Here is a 24888-nt window from a genome sequence, read left to right on the forward strand (position 1 = left end):
ACTCCTTTCCTTCCTTCTCGCCTACCGGGTTAGCTGACGGGTTCGGAGCAGGAAGGTCTCCTACGCGCGTATACGGGCTGTGGTCTCCACAGCCGTGGACGAGCGATTCACCCCAAGGTGGTGGTTCCCCGGTTCCCTTTGACGGGATTCGGCGCGTGCGCACGGAGCCGCCTTCTGTGACGGCTGGGACGACCGCGCTGCGTTATCGAACGTTAATAGACACGAGGTGCGTATTCCAAGCCGTTCCCCTTGATCATTAAGGGATCCCGCCGGAACCAAGGCCGCACGACCGGCGAAAACCGGGCGAGTTGACCCGGTACCGCCACACCACGGAATCGATCTACGCCACCCCTTGAAGCTGACCGTGCCTCAGTTGTTATGCGGAGGGCGCTCGGCACGTCACCCCCGGTGACAACGGTCAGGGACGGCGTACGGCGAGCAGCGCCATGTCGTCCGCCATGCCGCCCCCGGAGTGCCGGCGCACGTCCGCGGCGAGGACGTCGAGGAGCGCCTCGGGGTGCCGGAAGCTGCGGCCGGTGAGCCGGACGCACGGGTCGTAGAACTCGCCGTCGGCGTCGCGGGCCTCGGAGAGACCGTCGGTGTAGAGCAGCAGGGTGGCACCGCTGGGAAAAGTGGTCTCCTCGGCGCGGTCCGGCCAGACGCCCAGTTCGCCCATGCCGAGCGGCAGCGCGGGCTCGCGGGCGCTGAGCATGCGCAGGCGGCCGTCGGCGTAGAGCAGCAGCGGTGGCGGGTGGCCGCGGTTGACGACGCGGACGACTCCGTCGCCGTGCGGGAGTTCGACGAGGACGGCGGTGGTGAACCCCTCGAAGGCGTCGAGTCCCTCGCGGCGGGTGCCCTCGCGGGCCAGCGCCCGTTCGAGCCGCTGGGCGACCGCCTCCAGGGACGCCTCCTGCTCGGCGGCCTCGCGGAAGGCCCCGATGACGACGGCGACGGCGGCCACCGCGCCCATCCCCTTGCCGCGTACGTCCCCGACGATCAGGCGGATGCCGCGCGGGCTGTCCTGCACCGCGTAGAGGTCGCCGCCGATGAAGGCGTCGGCCTGGGCCGCCTCGTAGCAGGCGGCGATCTCGAAGCCGCCGAGCCGTTCGACGGGCTGGGGCAGGACGGCGCGCTGGGCCGCCTCGGCGATCTCGCGGGCGGTGGCGAGCCGCTCGTCGGTGCGGCGGACGAAGCCGTTGACGAGGACGGCGAGCGCGGCGACGGTCGCTATGGTCACCAGCTCGGTGATCGAGTCGATGTAGTGGGCGACGCCCTTGGAGAGCTGGAGGCCGATGACCGCGCCGACGACGGCGATGCCGGTGAACAGGGTGCCGCGCCGGGAGTAGAGCGGCGCGGCGAGCAGCGGAGCGGCGGTGTAGAGGGGGCCCGCGGTGAAGTAGCGCGGGGTGAGGAGGTCGTAGACGACGGCGACGACGACGAGGAGCAGGGGGAGCAGGCGCACGAGGGTGTGGGCGGAGGTGAACCGCCGTCCTTCCGCGCGCCCCGGGAGCCGGGTCGCTCCGGAGCCGTCGTCGCCGAGGCCGGGGTCGGGCACCGGATCGCCGGGCAGCCGGCCGCCGGCCCTGGCGTACGGTCCCTCGCCCACGTCACCAGGCCGCACGTCTCGCCTCCCGCCAACCTGTACCCGCCGCCGCTTCCCGTCCCGCCAGTCCAGGGTTCCCGGAGCGGGGGCGGGCGGCGAGCGCAGAGGGCCGTACGGATGAACGCGGGCGCGTGGGAGCCTGCGGGGAAACGCACCGGAGGCCGGAACCCTGTCGGATTCCGGCCTCCGGCCTTCAGTAGCGGGGACAGGATTTGAACCTGCGACCTCTGGGTTATGAGCCCAGCGAGCTACCGAGCTGCTCCACCCCGCGTCGTTGTGTCTTCAGTGTACGCCATCCGCGGGGTGCTCGTCACACGCGTATCGCGCGCCCCTCGTCCGCGGTATCCGCCGGGTCGTCCGGCGGGGTCATCGGCCCGGGTTGCCGGCGTGGGTGAGGGTCTCCCAGGAGACGAAGAGGTCGTCGGTCCCGGCGGGGCGGGTCCTGGCCGCGAGCCTGTGCGCGGCGGGCACGGAGGTGCCGGCCCGGTTCTCCAGGTGGTTGAGGGCGACCTCCAGGTCGGGCCCGAGGTTGCGCTCGACCTTGCCGCCGCAGAGCCAGCGGGGCGTGGTGCCGGCCGCCTGCTGCCGGGCGTGCAGCGCCAGCGCGGCGGTGAGCCGGTCCTGCACCTCGCCGTACAGGTCGACGCCCTGGTGCCAGGCGGTCTCGGCGATGTGGGCGGTGGCGGCGATGGAGTAGCCGACGTGGGCGAAGTTGCGGCAGGTCTCCTGGGTGACGCCGTCCTTGAACGTCTTCTGCTCGTGCCAGTACGAGACGAGCCGTTTCTGGGTGGCGATGCTGCTGCCGGCCGGGGTGAACGGCAGCTCGCCGTCCTTCTCCAGGTAGAAGTAGGCGGGCACCCGGTCCCGGAACCGTTTGAGGGCCCGGTCGAACGTCTTGTGGTCGTCGAGGAAGACGGCGGCGGAGATCGCGCCGTCGGTGGCGATGAGGTCCCAGTTGCCGTTGTGGTCGGGGACCTTCTCGGTCAGCTCGGGCAGGTGCGCGGTGCGCAGCATGGTCCCGAACCGCCGGACCCGGCCCTCCGGCCAGCCCGCGCCGGGCGTGTGGCGGACGAGTTCGGCGGCCCGCGCCCAGGTGGAGGCGGTCCAGCCGGCCTGGAGACCGGCGTTGTCCCCGGTGTGCTCCGTGAGCTTCGCCGACCAGGCGTCCATGATCTGCCGGGCCTTGACGGCGTGCCGCTCCTTGCCGGTGACGCCGAACAGCAAGGCCTGCGTGTAGGCGGCGATGGCGTCCTCGCGCTCCTCCTCGCAGCCCCGTCCGGCCTTCTTCCCGCCGGGACAGTGGACGGTCGCGAACGGCCGCGCCTTGTGCCGGTACGACCCGTACGGGCTGTCCCGCATGGTCAGGTAGGCGGAGAGCCACGGCTGCCGCCCGGCGGTCGTGTTCTTCCGTACGGTGTCCAGCTGGGCCTCGCTGACGAGGACACCGGGATGGGTGAACTCGGCGTCGGCGGCGAGCGCCCGCGTCATCGCGCGGCCGGACTCCTGCCCGCACCCGGCGACCGCCACCGCGACCAGCCCCGCCACCACGAGTGCCGTTCCTCTGCGCACTGCCGTCCTGCCCACCGCCCACCTCCGCGTCGTCGGTCACTGGCAGCGTGCCGGTGCGGGCGGGCCGGCGCAGGGCGGGTTGGGCCGATCGGCCCCTCGGTCAGTCGTCCCCTCGACCAGTCGTCCCCTCGGTCAGTCGTCCCTCGGTCAGTCGTTCCCGAGGAGGTGGCGGTTGGGTGCCTTGGCCGCCGCCTCGTACTCGGTCAGTTCGAGCACCCGCACCCCGGCCGCGGCCAGGAGTCCGCTGCCGTCGGCGTCCGTGACGAAGGTGTCCGGCTCGCGCCAGGCCGTGACGACCCGCCCGATCCCCGCGTCGAGGATCAGCCGGGCGCAGGGCGCGGGCCGGGAGGCGCGGCGGGCGCAGGGTTCGAGGCTGGAGTAGACGGTGGCGGTGGCGAGCCGCGGGTCGGTGGGGTCGGCCTTGGCGAGGGCGGCCTCCTCGGCGTGCACGACGGGGTCGTCGCCCTCCCGGGAGTGGCCGCGGGCCAGTTCGGTGCCGTCGGCCGCGACGACGACCGCGCCGACGCTGAACGCCGTACGGGAGGGCGGGCAGAGTGCGGCCAGTTCGCAGGCGAGGGCCAGCCAGTGCCGGTCGGCGGCGGTGACGTGGGCGCCGGTGCCGGGTGCGGTGGGCCGGTAGGTCATGAGGACGACGTCCTCGATCTGCCGGCTCTCCACGAGCCGCAGCCGTCCGCGCTGGTAGTCGCCGGGGCCGAAGAGGCGGGGGGCGCCGGGGTCGCCGACGAGCAGCGGGGCGACGACGAGCTGGAGTTCGTCGGCGAGACCGGCGCGCAGGAGCTGGGTGTGGACGGTGCCGCCGCCCTCGACCATGAGCCGCCGGACGCCGTGGTGGGCGTGGAGGTGCTCCAGTACGGCCGACCACTCGACCGCCGTCCCCAGCGGCACGATGTCGGCGGCGATCCCGAGGGAACGGGCCCGCGCGGCGCCCCGGTCGGTGGTGTACAGCACCTTGTCCCCGCCCGTGTGCCAGAACTTCGCCGCGGGGTCCAGTTCACCCGACCCGCTGACGGTGACTTTGAGGGGGTACGGGGGCCGCCCGTCCTCGGCACGGGCGGCGCGTCGCCCGGCGTCGTTGACGAGCAGCCGCGGGTTGTCGGCCCGGATGGTCCCCGCGCCGACGAGGATCGCGTCGGCCCCGGCGCGGACCTCGTCGACGCGGTCGAAGTCGGCCGGGGAGGAGAGCAGGAGGCGCTCCGGCCCGGTGTCGTCCAGGTAGCCGTCGAGGGAGACGGCGGCGGAGAGGAGGACGAAGGGGTGGGGCATCGGCGCGTTCCCTCTGGTCTCTGGGGTGCTTGGTTCAAGTTTTAAGCAAACCTACACTGGACGTATGACGACTCGCTGGCTCACTCCCGCGGAGCAGCGCGCCTGGCGCGCGTACGTCGCCGCGACGCTCCTGCTGGAGGACGCGATCGACCGGCAGCTCCAGCAGGACGCCGGGATGCCGCACCTGTACTACTCGATCCTCGCGCACCTGTCGGAGGCGCCGGAGCGGCGCCTGCGGATGACCGATCTGGCCGAGCGCTCGAAGATCACCCGCAGCCGGCTGACGTACGCGGTGACGCGCCTCGCCAAGGACGGCCTGGTCCGCCGGGAGGCGTGCCGCGGGGACGGCCGGGGCAGCGTGGCGGCGCTGACCGACGAGGGGATCGCGGCGCTGGAGCGGTCGGCGCCGGGCCACGTCGAGACCGTACGGTCCCTCCTCTTCGACCGGCTCACCGAGGAGCAGGTGGGGCAGTTGGAGGAGATCTGCGGGTCCGTGGCCCGGGGGTTGCAGGGGGACGACGGGGAGCGGGCGGCGGCGGACGAGGTGCCGTGGCGACGGCGGTCGTCGCCGCCGTGTTCGTGACGACGGTCGTCACCGTCGTGTTCGTGACGGCGGTGTGGCAGCTTTTCCGGGATCTCCTGGAAGCGTTGCTTCAACTTTCAAGCAGGAGGTAGGGTCCGGAACACGGTGATGCTTCAAAACTGAAGCACATGCAGTTCTGCGGAGGCCCCATGCCCGACTTCCCCGCCGCCTCGCAGCGTGCCCGCGTCCGGGTGCCGCTGCGCTTCCACGACGGCTACAGCGTCGACACCGAGATGGTCACCTTCCACGACCTGGTCGACGGCCGCGAGCACCTGGCGGTCGTCCTCGGCGATCCCGGCCCGGTGCCGCTGGTTCGACTGCACTCCGAGTGCCTGACCGGCGACGTGTTCGGCTCGGCGCGCTGCGACTGCGGTCCGCAGCTGCGCGAGGCGGTCGAGCGCATCGCCGAGCGCGGCGGCGTGCTGCTCTACCTCCGTCAGGAGGGCCGCGGCATCGGCCTCTACAACAAGCTCGACGCGTACGCGCTCCAGGACCGCGGCCTCGACACCTACGAGGCCAACGCGGCCCTCGGTCTGCCGGAGGACGCCCGCGACTACACGGCGGCGGCGCAGATGCTGCGGGCGCTGGGGATCAACTCCCTCGACCTGCTCTCCAACAACCCCGACAAGGCGGAGCAGTTGCGGGCCCTCGGGGCGGAGGTCCGGGACCGGGTGCCGACGGGCGTGTTCAGGACCGACCACAACGTGCGCTATCTGCGGGCGAAGGTGCTTCAGACCCAACACACGCTGCCGTTGGCGGACTTGAGTGAGCTGGGGGAACGGACCGCGGGGTGACTCACCGCCTCCCCATGTCGTGTGCGGTGCCGTCCGCGACGGCCCGGAGCTTGTCCGGGTTGGCCACGTTGTGGACGGCGGTGATCCGGCCGTCGGCGCCGAAGGCGAGGGTGACAGTGGCGATCACGCGGTCCGGGGCCCGGAAGACGATGCCCGGACCGCCGTTGACCTCGGCGATCTCGGCACGCATGTCGGTGGGCTCGACGCCCTGGTAGGTGACGGTGCCGATGGCCGCGAACCAGGAGGCCACCGTCTGCGCGCCCACCACCGGGCGCAGCGCCTGACGGACCTTGCCGCCGCCGTCGGTCCACAGGGTGACGTCCGGGGCGAGCAGCTCCATGAGCGTGTTGATGTCCCCGCCGGTCGCGGCGGCGAAGAACCGCTCCGTGGCCCGGCGCTGCCGCGAGCGGTCGGCGGTGAAGCGGGGCCGGCGGGCCTGGACGTGTTCCCGCGCCCGGTGCGCGGCCTGCCGTACGGCGGCCTCGGAACGGTCCACGGCCTGCCCGATCTCGGCGTGGCTGAAGCCGAAGACGTCCTTGAGCACGAAGACGGCGCGCTCCAGCGGGCTGAGCGTCTCCAGCACCACGAGCATCGCCATGGACACCGACTCGGCGTCCACCGCGGGGTCGCCCGCGTCACCGGTCGTCAGGATCGGCTCGGGCAGCCACGGGCCGACGTAGGTCTCGCGCTTGTGCCGGGCCGAACGGAGCCGTTCGAGGGCGAGGTTGGTGACGATCCGGGTCAGGTACGCCTTGGGTTCGGCGACCTGGGAACGGTCGGCGGCGGACCACTTGAGCCAGGCGTCCTGCACGGCGTCCTCGGCATCGGCGGCGGAGCCGAGGACCCGGTAGGCGACGGAGAAGAGCAGGGTGCGGTACTGGTGGAAGACGTCCTGTCCGGCCGCGTTCACCGGGCCTCATCCGTCCCCCGCGTGAAACGGCCGCCGCGCGGCCAGAACGCGCCCGAGGCGGGCATCTTCTTCATACGGCCGTAGGTCGGCCAGGGGGAGGCGGTCACCGTCTCCTTGTACCGGACAGCCGTACGACCGGTCAGGTGAATGCGCCGGGGGCTGTCGTCGGAACGGGTGAACTGCACCACGGCGTCGTTCCGTCCGAGGCTGACCGGCGTGTGGTAGTGGCCGAACCGGAAGGGCTTGGGCCGCTTGCCCTTCAGTGTGCGCAGGATCGAGACGGCGGCGTGCACGCCGGTCGGCATGCCGCTCTGGCAGGTGCCGTGCAGGACGCCGTACCCCTGGCGGACCGCGGCCGCGTCGCCGACGGCATACACCTCGGGGTGAGAGACCGACCGCAGCGCGCTGTCGGTGAGGATGCGGCCGCTCCCGTCGACGGCGAGCCCGGCGGCGGCCGCGAGCGGCGAGGTCCGCGTCCCGCCGGTCCACAGGACGACATCGGCCGCGACGGTCTCCCCGCCGGCCAGCTCGACCGCGTCGGGCAGCACCTTGACGACCTCGGTCGCGCCGCGAACGGTCGCACCGAGCCGGTCGAGGGCGGCTCGCAGGTGGGCCGCGGCCCCGGCCGTCATGGCGGCGCCGGGCTCGTCCCGCCCCACCAGGAGGACGTCGGCGGCCGGGTACCGCTCGGCGATCTCGGCGGCCGACTCGACACCGGTGAGCCCGGTGCCCACGACGACGACCGTGCCGCCGCCGATTTCCGCGAGCCGCGCGGCGAGCGTCTCCGCCTCCGGTACGCCGGCCAGGGAGTGGGCGTGCTCCTCGACGCCGGGCACGGCGGAGGCGTCGGGCACGCCGCCGAGCCCGTACACGAGGGTGTCGTAGCGCAGCACCCGATCGTCGTCGATCCGTACGGTCCGCGCGGCGGCGTCCACGGCGGTCACCCAGCCCTGGACGAACTCCGCGCCCGTGCCGTCCAGCAGTTCCGGGACGCTCAGCTCGGCGAGCGGCTGTCCGGTCGCCGCCATGTGCAGCCGGAGCCGCTCGGTGAAGCGCTCCGTGGCGTTGACGAGGGTCACCTGGACGTCGGGGCGCCGCCGGGTCCGGGCGGCGAGCTGGACGGCGGCGGCCAGACCGGCGTATCCGGCGCCGAGGACGAGGACACGGTGGGGGGTTGTCACGTCGGCTGTCTGCTGCTCGTTCATGGCTTGGCCTCTCCCTGGGGCGGTTGACGAGCAGGGGATGGAAGAGGGGCCGGTGTTCGTGACATGAACGGGCTGTGACGCCCGTCACCAGGCTGTCGGCGGGGTGGGACCGTCCCCGCCCTCCGTCCCAGGGGACTGCCATCCCTCCAGGTCAGACCCCGTTCGACCGTCCCAGCGTCCCGGAGTGACCGTCATCCGTGGCGGCTGGGACGAATCACCGCACAAGCTGCGGTCAGGCCGGTGACCCGCCGGCCACGACACCTCAGCTCCTGGAGTCCTCGATGCTGCGTTCACGCCTCACCACCCGTTCCGCCCGCCTCTTCCTCGCCACGGCCGCGGCGGCGGTGGCCCTCACCGCGACGGCGACGACGGCGGCCACCGCGGGCACCGCGAGCACCACCCCCCGGGCCTGCACGACCGGCGACCTGACCTTCAAGGTCACCGCCCAGACGCAGGCCGGCGGCTACGACCTCGTGACCGCCAAGGCGAAGAAGGGGGTCACCTGCGTGCTGGAGGGCGTCTACCCGTCGGCGTCCTACGGCTCGTCCGCCGCCACGGAGGTGGGCCCGGCCGAGCAGGCCGTCTCCGACGACATCGTCCTGACCGGCTCCAAGGCGGCGTACGCCGGCATCAGCCCCAAGTCGACCAACAACAACCACGGCATCGAGTTCGACCGCATCCACCTGTCGGTGACGGGCGACGAGGCCAACGCGGTGACTCTCGTCCTCCCGGACACGGTGCTGGTGGACCGCCCGGTCGCGACGAACTGGCACGCGGACCGGGCGGACGCGGTGCCGTTCGTCTAGCCGAGCCGCGCACCCCGGGACTCCGCGACCCGCAGAACGTCGGTCAGACACTCGGCGAGGCGGAGTCCCGCGTAGCGCAGTTCGGTGGACGGGGAGTCGGGCTCGTCGAGCAGCGGCCGGGCGAGCCCCAGCACGTCGCCGGCCGTGCGGAGCTGCATGGCCTCCATGTCATCAGCGAGCCGAGCCAGCCGCCCACCGCCGTCCTCACCGGTGACGAGGTAACAGGCTCTGCCGTCGGGGGAGGGCCAGGGCAGGAGACGGGGGGTGGATGCGGGGCGGCTGTCGTCGTGGGGGAGGTAGCGCATCAGGCGGCCGCCTTCCCCGCGAAGGGCGGCGCACAGCGCGGGCAACGTTCGATCCGGCGGTCCGCGCGGCGCCGCTTCCCGGTGCCACGGGCGAAGAGAAGGCGCATCCCGTGGAGGGGGCGGCGGATAAGGTCGTACACGTCGGCGCTCCTGATAAGCGTTGGCCACGCCCCGGGAGGTCTGGTCACCTCGCCGGGGTCTGTTCTTTCGACCATATCGGTAACCGCGTCCCCCTGCACCCCACTACGTGCCACCGCGTCGGGACGCGTTCTGCCACTGCGGTCCGCAGCAAGCTGCGGCACGGTGGGGGGATGAGTGAGCTTCCGCGCTACGAGTACGTGAAACTCGCCGATGCCCTTGCGGCGGACATGGCGTCCGGGAAGTTGCCCCAGGGCGCTGCGCTGCCGGGCGAGCGCGCCATGACGGAGTTGCACGGGGTGAGCATCGGCACCGTGCGCCGCGCCATCGTCGAGCTACGGAAACGAGGACTGGTGGCGACGTTGCCGGCGAAGGGGACGTACGTGATCGGAATGCCGAAGGAAGCTGACAGCTCCGCCGAGGGCACGTAACCGGGGAGTCCTCGAATGTCGGCCAGTACGCCTTGCGGCTGCTCATACCGTGAAGTTCCGCCCGCACAGGCGTCTTACGGCTACTGTGCGGGCACTGACCGGTCGCCTGGAAACGGGCACAGTGGGAGTAGGCGAGAAGGAGGTGGATCGTGGCGGACATCGACGCTCTGATCGGCGCGTTCCTCGACACGGACACCCGTTTTGACGTACCGCTGTACTCCCAGGAAGCTGCGGCCCGCTACCTCCGCACTCCGTCATCGACGTTCCGTTCATGGGCGCGCGGTTATCGCAATCACTTCCCTGACCGCCCGGATGTCACCGGTGCCCCTCTGATCACCGCGCTGGGGGATCCGCGTACCGGCGCGTCCGTCCCCTTCATCGGACTCGCCGAGGGCATGTTCCTCTCCGCGTTGAGGGCAGCCAACGTGCCCATGCAGAAGATCCGCCCGGCACTGGAACTGGTCCGAGACGAACTCGGAGTGGAGCACGCCTTGGCATCCCGGCGTCTGTACACCGACGGGGCCGAGCTGCTCTACGAGGTGAGCGACCACCTCGACGGAGAGGAACGCATCGAACCTCGCAAGGTGGTCGTCCTGCGCAACGGGCAGTACGTGTTCCGCGAGGTGGTCGAGCGGTACATGCAGCAGATCAGCTACGACTCCGACGGGGTGGCCGGCTACGCCAACCGGGTACTGCTGCCCGGCTGGGAGGTCGCGAGGATCGCGGTCAAGCCGGACGTCAACTTCGGGCAGCCCTACTTCGTGCACAACGGCGTCCCGCTCTCCCTGGTCGAGGCCGCACTCACCGAAGGCGTTCCGTACGAAGAAGCCGCCGCCGCTCAGGGACTGCCCGAGGACCAAGTCGCCGAGGTCGACCACTACATTCGACTCGCCGGATGAGGGGCCTGCCGCAGCTCCGGCTCTTCCTGGACCGCAGCACCAACGGCGACGACTTCGTCAAAGGGGTCAAGGATCTGTGCCCTGACACGATGTCCATCGGCGAGAGGTACGGCGTGAAGGCCGCTGAGAGCGTCGGTGACGAGACCTGGCTGGCAGAAGCTACGGCGGAGGGACGGATCTGCGTCGGAGCCGACAAGAAGATCCTTTCCAGCTCCCGCCCGACCGAGATCGCCGCGGTCCTCAAGCACCGCTCCCGCTACCTGGTCTACGCCAATAACAATCTGCGCACTGTCGACCAGTTGCAGATCTTCAACAACCTGCTGCCCGAGATTCGAGAGCTCACCGGTACGCCGGGGCCCTGGGCGTACACAATGTCCCGGAACGGGATGAAGTTCACCTCCAGGGAAGAACTGGAGCAACGACTTGTCCGCGCCGCTGAGCGCATGGGCGTGCGTCCCCGCCCCTGATCCGGTCCGCGTGATCGTCGAGCGGGCCCGGCCGGAACGGCCGGCTGACGCCCCGGTCTGTCCCGTACCCGGGATTTGTCCCATACTCTCCCCATGGGCGACCGCGCCGGCACCGCCGGGCGTCGTCCGAGTCGCGGGGTGGGCCCGTAGATTCCAGCAGCAACGGAGTTCCTGGCGTCGCCCCGTGTAAGGGGGATGCTCATGCTGCACACGCTGAAGGCGGGCGATCCGCCGCAGGTCGGGCCGTTCGTCCTGTTGGGGCGGCTGGGGGCGGGCGGCATGGGGCGGGTCTTCCTCGGGCGCTCGCCCGGCGGGCGGCTGGTCGCGATCAAGGTCGTCTCCGGGGAGCTGGCCGACGACGACCGCTTCCGGCAGCGGTTCGCGCAGGAGATCACGGCGATGCGGAGGGTCGGCGGCTTCTGGACCGCCGCCGTGGTCGACGCCGATCCCCTGGCCCCGGTCCCCTGGCTGGCCACCGAGTACGTGCCCGGTCCCTCCCTCGCCCAGGCCGTCCACGCGTACGGACCGCTGCCCGAGCACAGCGCGCTCATGCTCGCCCGGGGACTGGCCGAGGCGCTGGCCGCCGTCCACACCGCCGGGCTCGTCCACCGCGACCTCAAGCCCTCCAACGTGCTGCTCACGGCGGACGGTCCCCGCGTCATCGACTTCGGCATCGCCCGCGCCGTGGAGGAGACCGCCCTGACCGGCACCGGACAGGTCGTCGGCACCCCCGGTTTCGCCTCCCCCGAGCAGGCCAAGTCCGAGCCGGTCGGGCCGCCCAGCGACATCTTCTGCCTCGGGCTGGTCGTGGTGTACGCCGTCACCGGCGCCAACCCCTTCGGCACGGGCGGCAGCCTCGAACTGCTCTACCGCGTCGTCCACGAGGATCCCGACCTCACCGACGTACCGGCGCCCCTGTATCCCCTGGTCTGGCACTGCCTGGCGCGTCGACCCGAGGCCCGGCCCACGCCCGCGCAGCTCCTCGCCGGGCTGCGCCGCCCCACCGCCGACGAGGCCGCGGGGTGGCTGCCGCCGCCGGTGACCCGGCTGATCCGGGACCACGCCGAGGGCGTACAGACGCAGAGCGCGCGGGCCGTACCCGTACCCGTGCACGAGGCCGTCACCGCCACCGACCCGTCGGGCGGCGCGGCACCGCCGGACGCGCGCACGCCCGTCGACGGCCCGCCGTCCGGTCTCACCCGGCGCCGGCTGCTGACCGGGATCGCCGGCACCACGGTCGTCGCGGCGGCCGGGATCGCGGGGTGGCAGCTCCTCGCCGACGGGGACTCCCCGGACGGCGACGGGCGGAAGCGGGGGGCCTCCGCCGGTGCGGCCGCCGTCCGTCCGGGCCGCGCGCGCTGGACGTCGGTCCTCGGGGAGGACATCGTGTCGCTGGCGGTGGCCGACGGGGCGGTCTACGCGGGCGGCAGCATCGACGACGGCGAGAAGGGCAGCGTGTTCGCGCTCCGCGCGGCGGGCGGGAAGCGGCGCTGGAAGGTGCCCGCGGCGGGAAGCGTGGGCCCGCTGGCGGTGGCGGGCGACGTGCTCTACCTCGCTCCCTACCTCGCCGGCAGCGGCGCGTACGCCCTGAACACCTCCGACGGCAGGCAGCGCTGGAAGGCGGACGGCGGCCGTCCCGGCTGGAGCGTGCAGACGCTGGCGGTGGCCGGCGACACCGTCTACCTCGGCAACATCGACGTCTTCGGCGGCAGTTCCGACGCCGTGATCGCCCTGGACGCGGCGGGCGGGAAGCAGCGCTGGTCGTTCCCGACCGACGGCGCCGCGGTGGGCGAGACGGTGGTGGCCGGCGACACCGTGTACGCCGCCGTGGAGCGCGGCGGAGCCGTCGCCCTCGCCGCGGCCGACGGCGAGCTGGTCTGGAGGTTCGCCCCCTCGGGCTGGCTCCTGTGGACCGTGGCGGTGGCCGACGGCACGGTGTACTCCGGCGCCACCCCCGCCGACGGCGTCGCGACCGAGGGAATGATGTTCGCCGTCGACGCGGCCGGCGGCGAGAAGCGGTGGGAAATCCCCGTCGAACAGGGCGGCAGCGTCTTCGCGGTGGCCGGCGACACCGTCTACACCGACACCGCGGCCTCCGCCGACAAGGGGGCCGTGATCGCCGTGGACACCGCCAGCGGCAATCAGCGCTGGTCCTTCCCCACGGGCAAACCGGTCAACGCGCTCGCCGAGTCCCGCGGCACGCTCTACGCGGGCAGCGGGCCGAGCGAGGGCGCGGGCAGCGGGGCGGTGTTCGCGGTGGACGCGGCGAACGGCAGCCGCCGCTGGAAACTCCCCACCGCCCGCGGCGTACGCGACCTGGCGGTCACCGACGGCACCCTCTACGCCGCGACGGGCGACAAGGTCATCGCCATCCGCACCTGAACACGCCGACGGCGCCCGGCCCGGCCGAAGCCGGCCCGGACGCCGTGTCCGTAGGCCCTGTGGGACTCGAACCCACAACCAATGGATTAAAAGTCCACTGCTCTGCCAATTGAGCTAAGGGCCCAGGCGATGTTGCCTCCCCGAGCATAGCCCCACGTGGCCCCGGAGCCGATCGGGTATCAGGGTCGTGGCCGCGTCGCGGGGGTGCGTCGCGGGGGTGACGGGTCAGGGATCGACCGGTTCGGGGGCGTTCACGTGGGCCGCCGCGCGGGCCCGGGTCCGTTCGTGGTCCGGGTTGAGGAACCAGTGGCGGGCCGACGCCCACCACCACGTCGCCGCGGAGCCGAGGACGACCAGGACCGCGATCGGCGCGTAGTTGAAGGTGTCCCGCGTGACCGGGGAGACCTGCGGCAGCATGAACAGCACCGTGATGAAGGCGACCCACACCACCGCCGTCACACCGACCACCTGGGACCAGCGGCCCAGGTGCCACGGCCCCCGCTCGAAGGCCGCGCCCTTGCGGACGCGCAGCAGCGTCGGGACGACGTAGGCGATGTAGAGGCCGATCACGGCGATCGACGTCACCGCCGCGTAGGCGGTCACGTTGATCAGGTACGGCAGTCCCAGGACGAGCGCTCCCAGGGCCGCCAGCCAGACCGCCGCGACCGGTGTGCGGGTGCGCGGGCTCACCGTGTGCCAGACGTGGGAGAAGGGCAGCGCGCCGTCCCGGGAGAAGGCGTAGATCATGCGGCTGTTGGCGGTGACGGAGGCCATCCCGCAGAAGAGCTGCGCGCCGATGACCACGAGCAGCAGGAGCTTGCCGGCCGTCGCGCCGAGGGCGTCCAGGAGAATCTGGGCCGGTGGCGCGCCCGTCGGGGACGTGCGGGCCCCCTCGTAGGACTGGATCGCGAAGGTGAAGCCCAGGAGCAGGACGAAGCCGGCTATCCAGGACGTCCAGATGGAGCGGACGATGCCCCTCGGGCCGGCCGTCGCCGCGTTGCGGGTCTCCTCCGTCATGTGGGCGGAGGCGTCGTAGCCGGTGAAGGTGTACTGGGCCATCAGGAGACCGAGAAGGACCACGTACGGGCCACTGCCCCAGCCCGTGTTGTTGACGAACTCGCCGAAGACGAAACCCGCCGACCGGTGGTGGTCCGGCGCGAACGTCAGCGCGCCGACGATGACGGCCACGCCCACCACGTGCCACCACACGCTCACGCTGTTCAGCAGGCCGACGACGCGGACGCCGAAGGTGTTCAGCAAGCCGTGCAGGATCAGGATCGCGGCGAAGAGGAGGATCGTACGGCCGGGAGTGACCTCGAAGCCGAACTGGAGGTTCAGGTACGCCCCCAGGAACGACGCCGCGCCGAAGTCGATGCCCGCGGTCACGGCGACCTGGCCCAGCACGTTGAACCAGCCCGTGAACCACGCCCAGGCCGCGGCCGTACGGGGCGGCGCCAGGCGGTGCGCCCAGAAGTACAGGCCCGCCGAGGTCGGGTACGCCGAGCAGATCTCGGCCATCGCCAGGCCGACGAGGAGCGTCATCAGGCCGACGGCGACCCAGCCCCAGGTGATGACGGCGGGGCCGCCGGTGTTCATGCCGAACAGGTACAGGGTCAGGCAGCCGGACAGGACCGAAATGATCGTGAAGGAGACCGCGTAGTTGGAGAACGCCGACATGCGCCGGGCCAGGACCTGGGTGTAGCCGAGCTGGGCCAGCCGTTCCTCGTCCGAGAGCCCGCCCGCTCCGGCCGGACCGGCGCCGCTTCTGCCGTCATCTGTCATGCCCCCAGCAATTCCCAGCCCGCGGGTGCGACACACTTCGGAGCAGTGGCCGGGCGGGTCCCGCGGCGGACGGTGCGAGCGGCTCCGCGCCGGTCTCCTTTTCGGCCGACGTACGTCGTGACGCCGGGCGCGGCGCCGGGCAGACTGTCGGCCGCTCGGCCAGTTCCGCCCAGCGTCAGTTCCGCCCAGCGCCGTCTCCGCCCAGTTCCGTCTCCGCCCAGTTCCGCTTTCGGTCAGTCACCCGGCACCCGGCACCCGCACGCGCGCCGTCGACGTTGTCTCCCGGACGTAGAAACGAGGCCCGATGAAGCAGGCAGCAACGGGTACACACCCCTCCGGACAGTCGCCACCCGACCCACCGCACGTCGACATCACCCTCACGGTCAACGGCGTCTCCCACGCCGTCCGTATCGACACTCGCGTCACCCTCCTCGACGCGCTGCGCGACCATCTCGGGCTCACCGGCGCGAAGAAGGGCTGTGACCAGGGCGCGTGCGGCGCCTGCACGGTGATGGCCGACGGCAAGCGCATCGTGGCCTGCCTCGCCCTGGCCGCCCAGTACGAGGGGCGGGAGATCACCACGGTCGAGGGGCTGCCCGCCGACGGCGCGCCGCACCCCATGCAGACGGCCTTCGCCCGGCACGACGCGCTGCAGTGCGGTTACTGCACACCGGGCCAGATCGTCTCCGCCGTCTGTCTGGTGGCGGAGGGGCGGGCCGGCTCGGAGGAGGACATCAGCGAGTTCATGAGCGGCAACCTGTGCCGCTGCGGCGCCTACCCGAACATCCGCGCGGCGATCCGCGAGACGGCGGCGACAGCGACGGGAGGGCGCTGACCATGCGGCCCTTCAGCTACGTCCGGGCCAGCGGGGCAGAGCAGGCCACAGCCCTGGTGAGCGCCGATCCGCACACCTCCTTCCTCGCCGGCGGCACCACCCAGCTCGACCTCATGAAGGACGGGGTCCTGGCGCCCGAGCGGCTCGTCGACATCACCGCGCTCCCGCTCCACGGCGTCACGCACACCGACTCGGCCGTCCGGGTCGGCGCGCTGACGACGATGGAGGAACTCGCCGCCGACCCCGTCGTCCGGGACCGGCTGCCCTTCGTACGCGAGGCCCTGCTGCTCGGCGCGTCGGTGCAGCTGCGCAACATGGCCACCGTCGGCGGCAACCTGCTCCAGCGGGCCCGCTGCCGGTACTTCCGCGACCCCACCGTCGAGGCGTGCAACAAACGCTCCCCCGGTTCCGGCTGCGCGGCCATCGTCGGCGCGGCCCGTATGCACGCGATCCTCGGAACCAGCGACCACTGCGTCGCCCTGCACGCCTCGGACGTCGCGGTGCCGCTCACCGCCCTCGACGCGGTCGTGCACGTCCAGGGCGTGGACGGTACCCGGGCCGTCCCGCTGACGCGGTTCTACCTGCCGCCGGACGACACCCCGCACGTCGAGAACGTCCTGCGGCACGGTGAGCTGATCACCTCGGTGGAGATTCCGCTGCTGCCCGCGACGGCCCGCTCGCACTACCTCAAGGTGCGCGACCGGATGTCGTACGAGTTCGCGCTGACCTCGGCCGCGGTGGCCCTGGTGCACGACGGCGAAGTCGTGCGGGAGGCGTTCGTGGCACTGGGCGGAGTCGGCACCGTGCCCTGGCGGTGCTGGGGCGCCGAGGACGCCCTGCGCGGGGTCCGGGCGGGCGAGGACGTCTTCCGGGCGGCGGCCGAGGCGGCGCTGGAGGGCGCCAGGCCGCTGCCCGGCACCGCGTTCAAGGTGGAGCTGGCCAAGCGCACTCTCGTACGCGCCCTGGAAACCGCCTCTGGAGTGCCGTCATGACTACAGACCGCAGCACCGACACAGGCACGGGCACCGACACAGGCAGCAGCACCGGCACCGGCACCGGCACCGGCACGGTCCTCGGCACCGGCACGGTCCTCGGCGCCGGGATCGACCGCGTGGACGCCCCGCTGAAAGTGACCGGCGCGGCCCGCTACCCGAACGACTTCACCCTGCCCGGCACGGCGCACGCCGCGCTGGTGGGCAGCACCGTCGCCGCCGGGCGGATCACCGGCATCGACGTGTCCCGGGCGCTGGCGGAGCCGGGCGTCCTGGACGTCATCACGCATCTGACCGCACCGCGGCTGGAGCGCGGCCCGATGACGCTGCTGGGCCCGTCGCCGCCGGCGCCGCTCCAGGACGACCGCGTCCTGTACCACGGGCAGCACGTGGCGATCGTCGTCGCCGAGACCGCGGAGCAGGCCCGGCACGCCGCACGGCTGGTGGACGTGGCCTACGAGACGGGCAAGGCCGTACTCGACCCGGCCGACCCCCGCGCCGAGACCGTCACCGACCCCTGGGGACTGGACACGGAACGCGGCGACGTCACCGCGGGGTTCGACCGCGCGGACGTCGTCGTGGAGGGCACCTACACCACCCCCGACAACACCAACAACCCCCTCGGGCTGATGACCACCCTCGCGGCGTGGCAGGGCGACACGCTCACGGTGCACGACTCCACGCAGGGAACGCACAACGTACGTACCTCACTGGCCGCGATCTTCAAGGTGCCCGAGAGCGGCGTCCGGGTCCTCGCGCCCTTCGTCGGCGGCGGTTTCGGCGCCGGACTGCGGGTGTGGCCGCACGTCCTCCTCACCGTGCTGGCCGCGCGCGAGCTGGGGCGTCCGGTCAAACTGGTCCTGACCCGCCCCCAGATGTTCACTTCGGTGGGCCACCGGCCCGACAGCTCCCAGCGGATCAGGATCGGCGCGAGCCGGGACGGTGAGCTGACCGCCGTGGAGCACCATGGCCTGTCGTCGGCGGCCATGGAGGACGACGACTTCGAACCCGTGTCCCTCTGCTCGGCGGTCGCCTACGCCTGCCCCGCCGCGCTGACCCGGGACCGGCTGGCGCGGCTCCACATCCCCTCCCCCGGTTCCATGCGCGCGCCCGCCATCGGACAGGGCAACTTCGCCCTGGAGACCGCCATCGACGAACTGGCCCACGCCCTCGGTACGGACCCGCTCGACCTGCGGCTGCGCAACCTCGCGCGGGTGGACCCGCTCTCCGGCCTGCCCTGGTCGAGCAACGCCCTGCGGGACTGCTACCTCCTGGGCGCGGAGCGGTTCGGCTGGTCGCGGCGTACCCCTGAACCGGGGTCGATGCGGGACGGCCACCGGCTCATCGGCTACGGCCTGGCGTCCGTGTCGTACCCGTACTGGCCGTGGACGAGCCAGGCCCGCGCGTCCGTCCGCCGCGACGGCTCGGCGTACGTGCGCAGCGCCGCGACCGACATCGGCACCGGGACGTACACGGTCATGACCCAGCTCGCGGCCGAGCTGCTCGGGCTCGACACCGGCAGGGTGCGGTTCGGCCTCGGCGACTCGGACATGCCGTACGCGCCGTCGGCCGGCGGCTCCGGGCTCACCGGGGCGCTCGCGGACGCCGTGGACGCCGCCTGCCGGCGTCTGGTGCGGGACTTCCTCGACGTGGTGCGCGACGACGACGCCTCCCCGCTGCGCGGTGCCACGCCCGAGCAGGTGACCGCCGCCGGGGGGCGCCTGCACCTCGCCGGGCGGCCCGACCAGGGGGAGTCGTACGCCGAGATCCTGGCCCGGCACGGCCTGGAGGAGCTGAGCGCGGACGGCCGCAGCACGCCGCCCGAGGCCGAGAAGCTGGGCATGGCCCCCGCCGGGGCGTTCGCGGCGAAGTTCGTCGAGATCCGGATCGACCCGGAGCTGGGGCGGCTGCGGGTGGTCCGGGTGGTCTCTGTCGTCGACGGCGGCCGCATCCTCAACGTGAAGACCGCCACCAGTCAGATCATCGGCGGCACCGTCGGCGGGATCGGTCAGGCCCTGTTCGAGGAGACGGTCACCGACCGGGACACGGGGCGCATCGCCAACGCCACGTTCGGCGACTACCTCGTGCCGGTCAACGCGGACGTCCCCGATCTGGAGGTGCTCTTCGTCGGCGAGCCCGACCGGGCGACCACCGTGGGCACCAAGGGGGTCGGCGAGGTGGGACTGGTCGGGGTGGCCGCGGCCATCGGCAACGCGATCCACCACGCCACCGGGCGCCGGCTGCGCTCCGTTCCCTTCACGATCGATCAGCTCATGCTCTGACAACGGCTGTGGCCCCCACCCGGGAACTCGCCGAACCCGGGTGGGGGCCACAGTGCTCAATGCCGCCTGGCCGCCTGGCCGCCTGGCCGCCTGGCCGCCTGGCCGCCTGGCCGCCTGGCCGCCTGGCCGCCTGGCCGCCTGGGCGCCTGGGCGCCTGGGCGCGTCAGCCGCCGTCGGCCGCGTGATCAGCCGTTGCGCTTCCAGCGCGGCTTGTCGTCGCGGCGGCCGAAGGACGCGCCGCCGCGGTGGTCACCGCGGTGGTCGTCACGGCGGCCGTAGGGACGGTCGCTGCCGCCGGCGCGGTAGCCGGGGCGGTCGCCCTGGCGGTCGCGGTTGAACGGACGGTCGCTGCCGCGGTGGCCACCGCGCTCGTCACGGCGGTCACGGTCGCGGTTGAAACCGCCCCGGTCGTCACGGCGCTCGAAGGACCGGCCATCGCGGTCGTCACGACGCTCGTCGCGGCGGTCGTCGCGACGGAAGCCACCACGGTCGTCACGGCGCTCGAACGAACGGCCGCCACGGTCGTCACGACGCTCGTCGCGACGGAAGCCACCACGGTCGTCACGGCGGTCGCGGTTGAAACCGCCCCGGTCGTCACGGCGCTCGAAGCCACGCCCGCCACGGTCGTCGCGGCGGTCACGGTTGAAGCCACCGCGGTCGTCACGGCGGTCACGGTCGCGGTCGCGGTTGAAACCGCCCCGGTCGTCACGGCGCTCGAACGAACGGCCCTCACGGTCGTCGCGGCGGTCACGGTCGCGGTCGCGGTTGAAACCGCCACGGTCGTCACGGCGCTCGAAGGACCGGCCACCGCGGTCGTCGCGGCGCTCGGGCCGCTCGATCCGCTCGACGTCCCGCGCCGCCGGCTGCTCCGGCAGGGAGACCTCGGCCGTCTCGGTCGTCTCGGCCGCGGCCGCCGCCTCGGCGATCGCCGTCTCGGGGTCCTCGCCGCGCTCGCGCGCGACCCGGGCCACGAGGCGGTCGGCGTCCTCGCGCAGTTCGTTCGCGCGGCGCTGCGCCCGCTCCAGCTCCTTGGTGAGGGACGCGACCTCGCGCTCGGCCTGCTGCGCGGCGTTGCCCGCGGACTCGGCCTGGACCTCGGTCATCGACCGGGCGCCGGTGATCTCGGCGACCTCGGGGTCGAAGGCGGCGCCGCCCTGGATGATGTGGCGCCCGGCGTCGACGCCCGCGTCCTCCATCAGCCGGAAGATCTGGCGGCGCTGGTGCGGCAGGGAGAGGGAGACGACCGTGCCGGTACGGCCCGCGCGGGCCGTACGGCCGGCCCGGTGCAGGTAGTCCTTGTGGTCGCCGGCCGGGTCCACGTTGAGGACCAGGTCGATGCCGTCGACGTGGATGCCGCGCGCGGCGACGTCGGTGGCGACGAGGACGTTGACGTAGCCGTCCTTGAAGTCGGCGAGGGTGCGGGTACGGGCACCCTGCGTCATGCCGCCGTGCAGCGCGTCGGCCTTCACCCCGGCCTCGCGCAGCTGGTCGGCGACGCGGTCGGCGCCGAGCTGGGTGCGGACGAAGATGATGGTGCGGCCCTTGCGGGAGGCGATGGCCGCGGTGACCGGCGCCTTGTCCTTGGGCTTCACGACCAGGATGTGGTGGGACATCGTGGTGACGGCGCCCTGGGCGGCGTCGACCTCGTGGCTGACCGGGTCGGTCAGGTACCGGTCGACGAGGGTCTTGATCTCGTTCTCCATGGTCGCGGAGAACAGCATCCGCTGGCCGCCCGCCGGGACCTGGTCGAGCAGCTCGGTGACCTCGGGCATGAAGCCCAGGTCGGACATCTGGTCGGCCTCGTCGAGAACGGCGATCTCGACGTTCTCCAGGGAGCAGGCGCCGCGGTTGATGATGTCGCGCAGCCGGCCCGGGGTGGCGACGAGGATGTCGACGCCCTTCTCCAGGGCGTAGATCTGGTTGCCCATGGAGGTGCCGCCGCAGACGACCTTCATCCGCAGGCCCACGACGTCGCCGTAGGGCTGGAGCGCGTCGGCGACCTGCATGGCCAGCTCGCGCGTCGGGGTCAGGATGACGGCGCGGGGCTTCTTCTTCTCGGTACGGCCGCCGGCCAGCGAGGCCAGGGTCGGCAGACCGAAGGAGAGGGTCTTGCCGGAGCCGGTGCGGCCACGGCCGAGGATGTCCTTGCCGGCCAGGGCGTCCGGGATGGTCGCGGCCTGGATCGGGAAGGGGGTGGTGACGCCGTTCTGCGCGAGCTTGCGCACGACGCCCTCGGGCAGACCGAGCTCCGCGAAGGTGATCTCGGGAGCCGCGCCGGCCTCGACGGCCTCGTCGGCTTCAGTGACCTCGGGAGCCTCGACGGCCTCGACGGCGGTGGTGTCCTCGGTGCTCTCGGGCACGACGACGTGATCAGTACTGGCGATGGACATGCGAATGCGAAACCTTCCGGAGTCTCGTCGGCACGCGCCCGTCAACTCCGTGATTCGCGATTCGCAATACGACCGCCTCAATGCGGTCCACCACGGCAAGGGAGAGTACGCGCCACACGGCGCGCTCTGCGTTGGCGCCGGGCAAATGGGATCAAACGATCTACCACCATACGCACCCACCACCCCCGAATGCAAACCGGCCCCCGGCACCCGGTGCACGCCGGGTCGGCGGACCTGGTGCGCGTCGGGTCGGCAGACCAGTACGCACCGGGTCGGCGGACCGTTGCGCGTCAGACCGGCGCGCCCGCGCGCGGCGCCGGTTCCCGCTGCTCAAGCTGCGGATTCGGCGGCTCGTGCGCCGACGAGGACGGCTCGGCGACGGTCGGCTCCGGCGTCGGTTCCGCCGGCGGTTCGCCGGTCGGCTCCGGTACGGGATCGGGCGTACGGGTGGGCTCCGGGTCGGCGGGCCGGGGCGGCGTGGGCCCGTCGGGCTCGTCGTGGGCCGGGACGGACCCGGCGGCCGGCTCGGACGGCCGGGGCGAGCGGGACGAGCCGGACCCGCCGTCGTCCTCGTCGTCGTCCCCGCCCCTCTTCCCGTCCCCGTCCTTGCCCTTCTCCCCCTTGCCGCGCCCGGCCCGGTCCGCGCCCGCCGCGGTTCCGGCCCCGGCGCCACCGCCCGGCAGGACCCTGCCGTCCTCGGAGACCTCGGCGCCGCGCTCCCCCGCCGAGTGCGGGGACCGGCCGCCCGCACCCGGCGCGTCCTCGCCCACGCTCATGCAGCCCGCGGCGGCGGCGACGGCCACGGCCGTGGCGGCCAGACGGACGGGAACATACAAGCGGACGGGCACGTACAAGGGGCGCACGGGCGGCCACCTCCGGGGCGTCAGGGGGTCGTGGTACCCAACTCCCTTCACCCGCAAGAGGACACGCGGCCCGGCGTGGCGGTGCTGAGCCGTAGCTGCTCAGCCGTAACCGAGGGCGTGCAGCCGCTCGTCGTCGATGCCGAAGTGGTGCGCGATCTCGTGGACCACGGTCACCTCGGTCTCCGCGACGACGTCCTGGCGGGTCTCGCACATCCGCAGGGTCGGCCCCCGGTAGATCGTGATCCGGTCGGGCAGCACGCCCGCGTACCACTCGCCGCGCTCGGTGAGCGGCGTCCCCTCGTAGAGCCCGAGCAGCTCGGGGTCGTCCGCCGGCGGTTCGTCCTCCACGAACACCGCGACGTTGTCCATGAGCCGCGTCAGCTCCGGCGGGATCCGGTCCAGGGCCTCGGCGACCAGTTCCTCGAACTCCTCGCGCGTCATCTCCAGCACGGACCCATTGTCGAACACGGGTCCCCCGTCGGGCACGCCTTGTCGGGTACGACACAGCCGCGGCGAGCGGAGCGCCTCCCGCATATCCCCCGGGGGACGTGGGCATACGCGACCAATGGCCCGCGTCCCCGCCGCTGCCCTGCACGTCCTCCACCGCGCCGGGAGGGCGCCGCTCGCTCTCGTCCGGCGTTCCCGGACCCGTCCCCGGCCCCCCGCGCGGACGGCCGCCCTCGGCCCGGCGGCCACCCTCGACCCGGCGACCGCTCTCGACCCGGCGGCGGTCCGTCCCCACCCGCTGGTCCGCGCCCTGGGCCTGACCGCCGTCGTCCTGCTCGGCGCCTGGCTGGGTCTGCTGGTGGTGGGGAACGTACGGGTGCCGGTCGGGCCCATGGACACGACGATGACCCTGCGCCCCTCCTTCTCCGGCGGGACGAAGATCAATGTGTCGCCGCTGGGGGCGCTGGAGCTGGACAGCCACGTCGCGCCCGTACGGCTCGACGTCAACGTCGACCAACTCGACCCGGACCGCGCCCAGGCCCTGGTCGACCACCCCGAACGGCTCTCCGGCCTCCAGGACGAGGTCGCCGACGACGTCGCGCGCGGCACCCTCGGCCTGGCGCTGCGCTCGGGGGTCGCCGTCGTCACCGGCGCCACCGCCCTGGGCCTCGCGGTCTACCGCCGCCCGCGCCGCGCCCTGGCGGCCGGCGGCCTCGCCCTGAGCCTGCTGCTGGCGTCCGGCGGGACGGCGTACGCGACCTGGAAACCGGACTCGGTCCTGGAGCCGAAATTCTCCGGCCTGCTCTCCTCCGCGCCGTCCCTGGTGGGCAACGCCCGCTCCATCGTCACGGAGTTCGACGTCTACCAGAAGGAGCTGGCCCGCCTGGTGACGAACGTGACCAAGCTCTACGACGTCACCTCCACGCTCCCCGCCTACCAGCCCGACCCGACCACCCTGCGCGTGCTGCACGTGTCGGACATCCATCTCAACCCGGCCAGCTGGAAGATCATCGCCTCGCTGGTGGAGCAGTACCAGGTGAACGTGATCGTCGACTCCGGCGACACGATGGACCACGGCACGGCCGCCGAGAACGGCTTCCTGGACCCGATCGAGGACCTGGGCGCCCCGTACGTCTGGGTCCGCGGCAACCACGACTCGATGGAGACCCAGCGCTACCTGGAGGACATGGAGAACGTCCACGTCCTGGACGACGGCCGGGCCCGCACTGTGGCCGGCATCCGCTTCGCGGGCATCGGCGACCCCCAGTTCACCCCGGACCGCTCGAACCGGCCCGGCGCGGAGGCGTCCCAGGAACTGGCCGGCGCCCGCCTGGCCTCGGCCCTGCACGACCAGTCGGCGGCGGGCACGCCGGTGGACGTCGCCATCGCCCACGAGCCGTCCGCCGCCCGCGAGGTGGACGGCGAGGTGCCGCTGGTCCTGGCGGGCCACATCCACCACGAGAAGACGGAGGTCATGAAGTACGGCACCCGGCTGCGGATAGAGGGCTCCACCGGCGGCAGCGGGCTGCGCGCCGTCGAGGGGAAACACCCCGACCCGATCCAGGCGTCGATCCTCTACCTCGACCGGGACAGCCGCCGTCTCCAGGCGTGGGACGAGATTGAGCTGGGCGGGCTCGGCCTGACCACGGCCGAGGTCAGCCGCCACCTCCCGAAGGAGAACCAGCCGGGCGCGTCCCCGTCCCCCACGGACTCGCCCACGGGGTCTCCCACGGCCGAAGGCACCTCCCCGACCCCGTCTCCGTAAACCGTTTTGGCGATCCCTCCCGCCATCCCATATGCTTCTCACGTCCCCGACGCGCTGAGAAGCGCCCAGGCGGGCCGATAGCCCTCATCGTCTAGCGGCCTAGGACGCCGCCCTTTCAAGGCGGTAGCACGGGTTCGAATCCCGTTGGGGGCACGC

Annotated in this window: 21 protein-coding genes, 3 tRNA genes and 1 riboswitch; of the genes, 12 read left to right on the plus strand and 12 right to left on the minus strand. The window is 72.7% G+C overall.

Going from position 1 to position 24888, the window contains the following annotated elements; all coding sequences use genetic code 11:
- Window positions 1-3: 3 nt before the first annotated feature.
- A riboswitch (cyclic di-AMP (ydaO/yuaA leader) is annotated at window positions 4-164 on the minus strand.
- Window positions 165-418: 254 nt separating this feature from the next.
- The 4 genes from UW392_RS05555 to UW392_RS05570 form a co-directional block, all read right to left on the minus strand.
- The gene (locus tag UW392_RS05555) at window positions 419-1621 is read right to left on the minus strand and encodes a PP2C family protein-serine/threonine phosphatase (RefSeq protein ID WP_320773731.1); all 1203 of its coding nucleotides are present in this window, start codon (window positions 1619-1621) and stop codon (window positions 419-421) included.
- A gap of 179 nt (window positions 1622-1800) precedes the next feature.
- Window positions 1801-1874, minus strand: a tRNA-Met gene (locus UW392_RS05560).
- A gap of 95 nt (window positions 1875-1969) precedes the next feature.
- Entirely contained in the window at window positions 1970-3187 is a 1218-nt protein-coding gene (locus UW392_RS05565; RefSeq protein WP_320773732.1) for an alginate lyase family protein, read from the minus strand.
- A 132-nt stretch (window positions 3188-3319) separates the two neighbouring features.
- On the minus strand, window positions 3320-4456 hold the full coding sequence (locus UW392_RS05570) for a dihydrofolate reductase family protein (RefSeq protein ID WP_320773733.1): 1137 nt from the start codon (window positions 4454-4456) through the stop codon (window positions 3320-3322).
- A gap of 64 nt (window positions 4457-4520) precedes the next feature.
- Here UW392_RS05570 and UW392_RS05575 point away from each other — a divergent pair, with 64 nt between their 5' ends.
- Both UW392_RS05575 and UW392_RS05580 read left to right on the plus strand, forming a co-directional pair.
- The gene (locus UW392_RS05575; RefSeq protein WP_320773734.1) at window positions 4521-5039 is read left to right on the plus strand and encodes a MarR family winged helix-turn-helix transcriptional regulator; all 519 of its coding nucleotides are present in this window, start codon (window positions 4521-4523) and stop codon (window positions 5037-5039) included.
- A 149-nt stretch (window positions 5040-5188) separates the two neighbouring features.
- Entirely contained in the window at window positions 5189-5833 is a 645-nt protein-coding gene (locus UW392_RS05580; protein ID WP_320773735.1) for a GTP cyclohydrolase II, read from the plus strand.
- A 1-nt stretch (window position 5834) separates the two neighbouring features.
- Here the strand turns inward: UW392_RS05580 and UW392_RS05585 are convergent, their stop codons facing one another.
- Both UW392_RS05585 and UW392_RS05590 read right to left on the minus strand, forming a co-directional pair.
- Window positions 5835-6743, minus strand: coding sequence for an RNA polymerase sigma-70 factor (locus UW392_RS05585; protein WP_320773736.1), 909 nt, complete (start codon window positions 6741-6743; stop codon window positions 5835-5837).
- Window positions 6740-7948 carry an NAD(P)/FAD-dependent oxidoreductase gene (locus tag UW392_RS05590; protein WP_320773737.1) on the minus strand — a complete coding sequence of 403 codons (1209 nt, stop codon included), beginning with the start codon at window positions 7946-7948 and terminating at the stop codon, window positions 6740-6742. Before UW392_RS05590 ends, UW392_RS05585 begins: the two co-directional genes overlap by 4 nt.
- Window positions 7949-8229: 281 nt before the next feature.
- On the opposite strand from UW392_RS05590, the gene UW392_RS05595 reads away from it, so the two are divergent.
- Window positions 8230-8754: a hypothetical protein gene (locus UW392_RS05595; RefSeq protein WP_320773738.1), complete on the plus strand. Its 525-nt coding sequence runs from the start codon at window positions 8230-8232 to the stop codon at window positions 8752-8754.
- On the opposite strand, the gene UW392_RS05600 is transcribed toward UW392_RS05595, so the two are convergent.
- Entirely contained in the window at window positions 8751-9059 is a 309-nt protein-coding gene (locus tag UW392_RS05600; RefSeq protein ID WP_320773739.1) for a hypothetical protein, read from the minus strand. The two genes, UW392_RS05595 and UW392_RS05600, sit on opposite strands and share 4 nt — an antisense overlap.
- A 311-nt stretch (window positions 9060-9370) precedes the next feature.
- On the opposite strand from UW392_RS05600, the gene UW392_RS05605 reads away from it, so the two are divergent.
- The 4 genes from UW392_RS05605 (at window position 9371) to UW392_RS05620 (ending at window position 13376) form a co-directional block, all read left to right on the plus strand.
- Window positions 9371-9628 carry a winged helix-turn-helix domain-containing protein gene (locus tag UW392_RS05605; RefSeq protein WP_320773740.1) on the plus strand — a complete coding sequence of 86 codons (258 nt, stop codon included), beginning with the start codon at window positions 9371-9373 and terminating at the stop codon, window positions 9626-9628.
- 149 nt (window positions 9629-9777) lie between these two features.
- Window positions 9778-10527: a hypothetical protein gene (locus UW392_RS05610; RefSeq protein ID WP_320773741.1), complete on the plus strand. Its 750-nt coding sequence runs from the start codon at window positions 9778-9780 to the stop codon at window positions 10525-10527.
- Window positions 10524-10994, plus strand: a complete 471-nt coding sequence (locus UW392_RS05615) for a hypothetical protein (RefSeq protein ID WP_320773742.1) — start codon at window positions 10524-10526, stop codon at window positions 10992-10994. The genes UW392_RS05610 and UW392_RS05615 overlap by 4 nt, the downstream gene beginning before the upstream one ends.
- Before the next feature lie 201 nt (window positions 10995-11195).
- Complete coding sequence (locus tag UW392_RS05620; RefSeq protein ID WP_320773743.1) at window positions 11196-13376, plus strand: protein kinase domain-containing protein; 2181 nt, start codon at window positions 11196-11198, stop codon at window positions 13374-13376.
- A 51-nt stretch (window positions 13377-13427) separates the two neighbouring features.
- On the opposite strand, the gene UW392_RS05625 is transcribed toward UW392_RS05620, so the two are convergent.
- Window positions 13428-13500 (minus strand) — tRNA-Lys (locus UW392_RS05625).
- 101 nt (window positions 13501-13601) lie between these two features.
- A complete protein-coding gene (locus UW392_RS05630) occupies window positions 13602-15158 on the minus strand; it encodes an amino acid permease (RefSeq protein WP_320773744.1) in 1557 nt (518 codons plus the stop codon).
- Between the two features lie 304 nt (window positions 15159-15462).
- Here UW392_RS05630 and UW392_RS05635 point away from each other — a divergent pair, with 304 nt between their 5' ends.
- Genes UW392_RS05635 through UW392_RS05645 form a run of 3 tightly spaced genes read left to right on the plus strand, consistent with a single transcriptional unit; the run spans window position 15463 to window position 19267 of the window.
- Complete coding sequence (locus tag UW392_RS05635; protein ID WP_320773745.1) at window positions 15463-15993, plus strand: (2Fe-2S)-binding protein; 531 nt, start codon at window positions 15463-15465, stop codon at window positions 15991-15993.
- Window positions 15994-15995: 2 nt separating this feature from the next.
- Complete coding sequence (locus tag UW392_RS05640) at window positions 15996-16985, plus strand: xanthine dehydrogenase family protein subunit M (protein ID WP_320773746.1); 990 nt, start codon at window positions 15996-15998, stop codon at window positions 16983-16985.
- On the plus strand, window positions 16982-19267 hold the full coding sequence (locus tag UW392_RS05645; protein WP_320773747.1) for a xanthine dehydrogenase family protein molybdopterin-binding subunit: 2286 nt from the start codon (window positions 16982-16984) through the stop codon (window positions 19265-19267). The genes UW392_RS05640 and UW392_RS05645 overlap by 4 nt, the downstream gene beginning before the upstream one ends.
- A 185-nt stretch (window positions 19268-19452) precedes the next feature.
- Here UW392_RS05645 and UW392_RS05650 read toward each other — a convergent pair whose 3' ends face one another.
- From UW392_RS05650 to UW392_RS05660, 3 genes are all read right to left on the minus strand, one after another.
- On the minus strand, window positions 19453-21657 hold the full coding sequence (locus UW392_RS05650) for a DEAD/DEAH box helicase (protein WP_320773748.1): 2205 nt from the start codon (window positions 21655-21657) through the stop codon (window positions 19453-19455).
- A 290-nt stretch (window positions 21658-21947) separates the two neighbouring features.
- Window positions 21948-22493, minus strand: a complete 546-nt coding sequence (locus UW392_RS05655; RefSeq protein ID WP_320773749.1) for a hypothetical protein — start codon at window positions 22491-22493, stop codon at window positions 21948-21950.
- Window positions 22494-22619: 126 nt separating this feature from the next.
- On the minus strand, window positions 22620-22970 hold the full coding sequence (locus tag UW392_RS05660; protein ID WP_320773750.1) for a metallopeptidase family protein: 351 nt from the start codon (window positions 22968-22970) through the stop codon (window positions 22620-22622).
- A 115-nt stretch (window positions 22971-23085) separates the two neighbouring features.
- Here UW392_RS05660 and UW392_RS05665 point away from each other — a divergent pair, with 115 nt between their 5' ends.
- Both UW392_RS05665 and UW392_RS05670 read left to right on the plus strand, forming a co-directional pair.
- Entirely contained in the window at window positions 23086-24732 is a 1647-nt protein-coding gene (locus tag UW392_RS05665) for a metallophosphoesterase (RefSeq protein ID WP_320773751.1), read from the plus strand.
- A gap of 80 nt (window positions 24733-24812) precedes the next feature.
- Window positions 24813-24885 (plus strand) — tRNA-Glu (locus UW392_RS05670).
- The last annotated feature ends 3 nt before the right edge of the window (window positions 24886-24888 follow it).

This window comes from Streptomyces sp. CRN 30 (assembly GCF_034105845.1).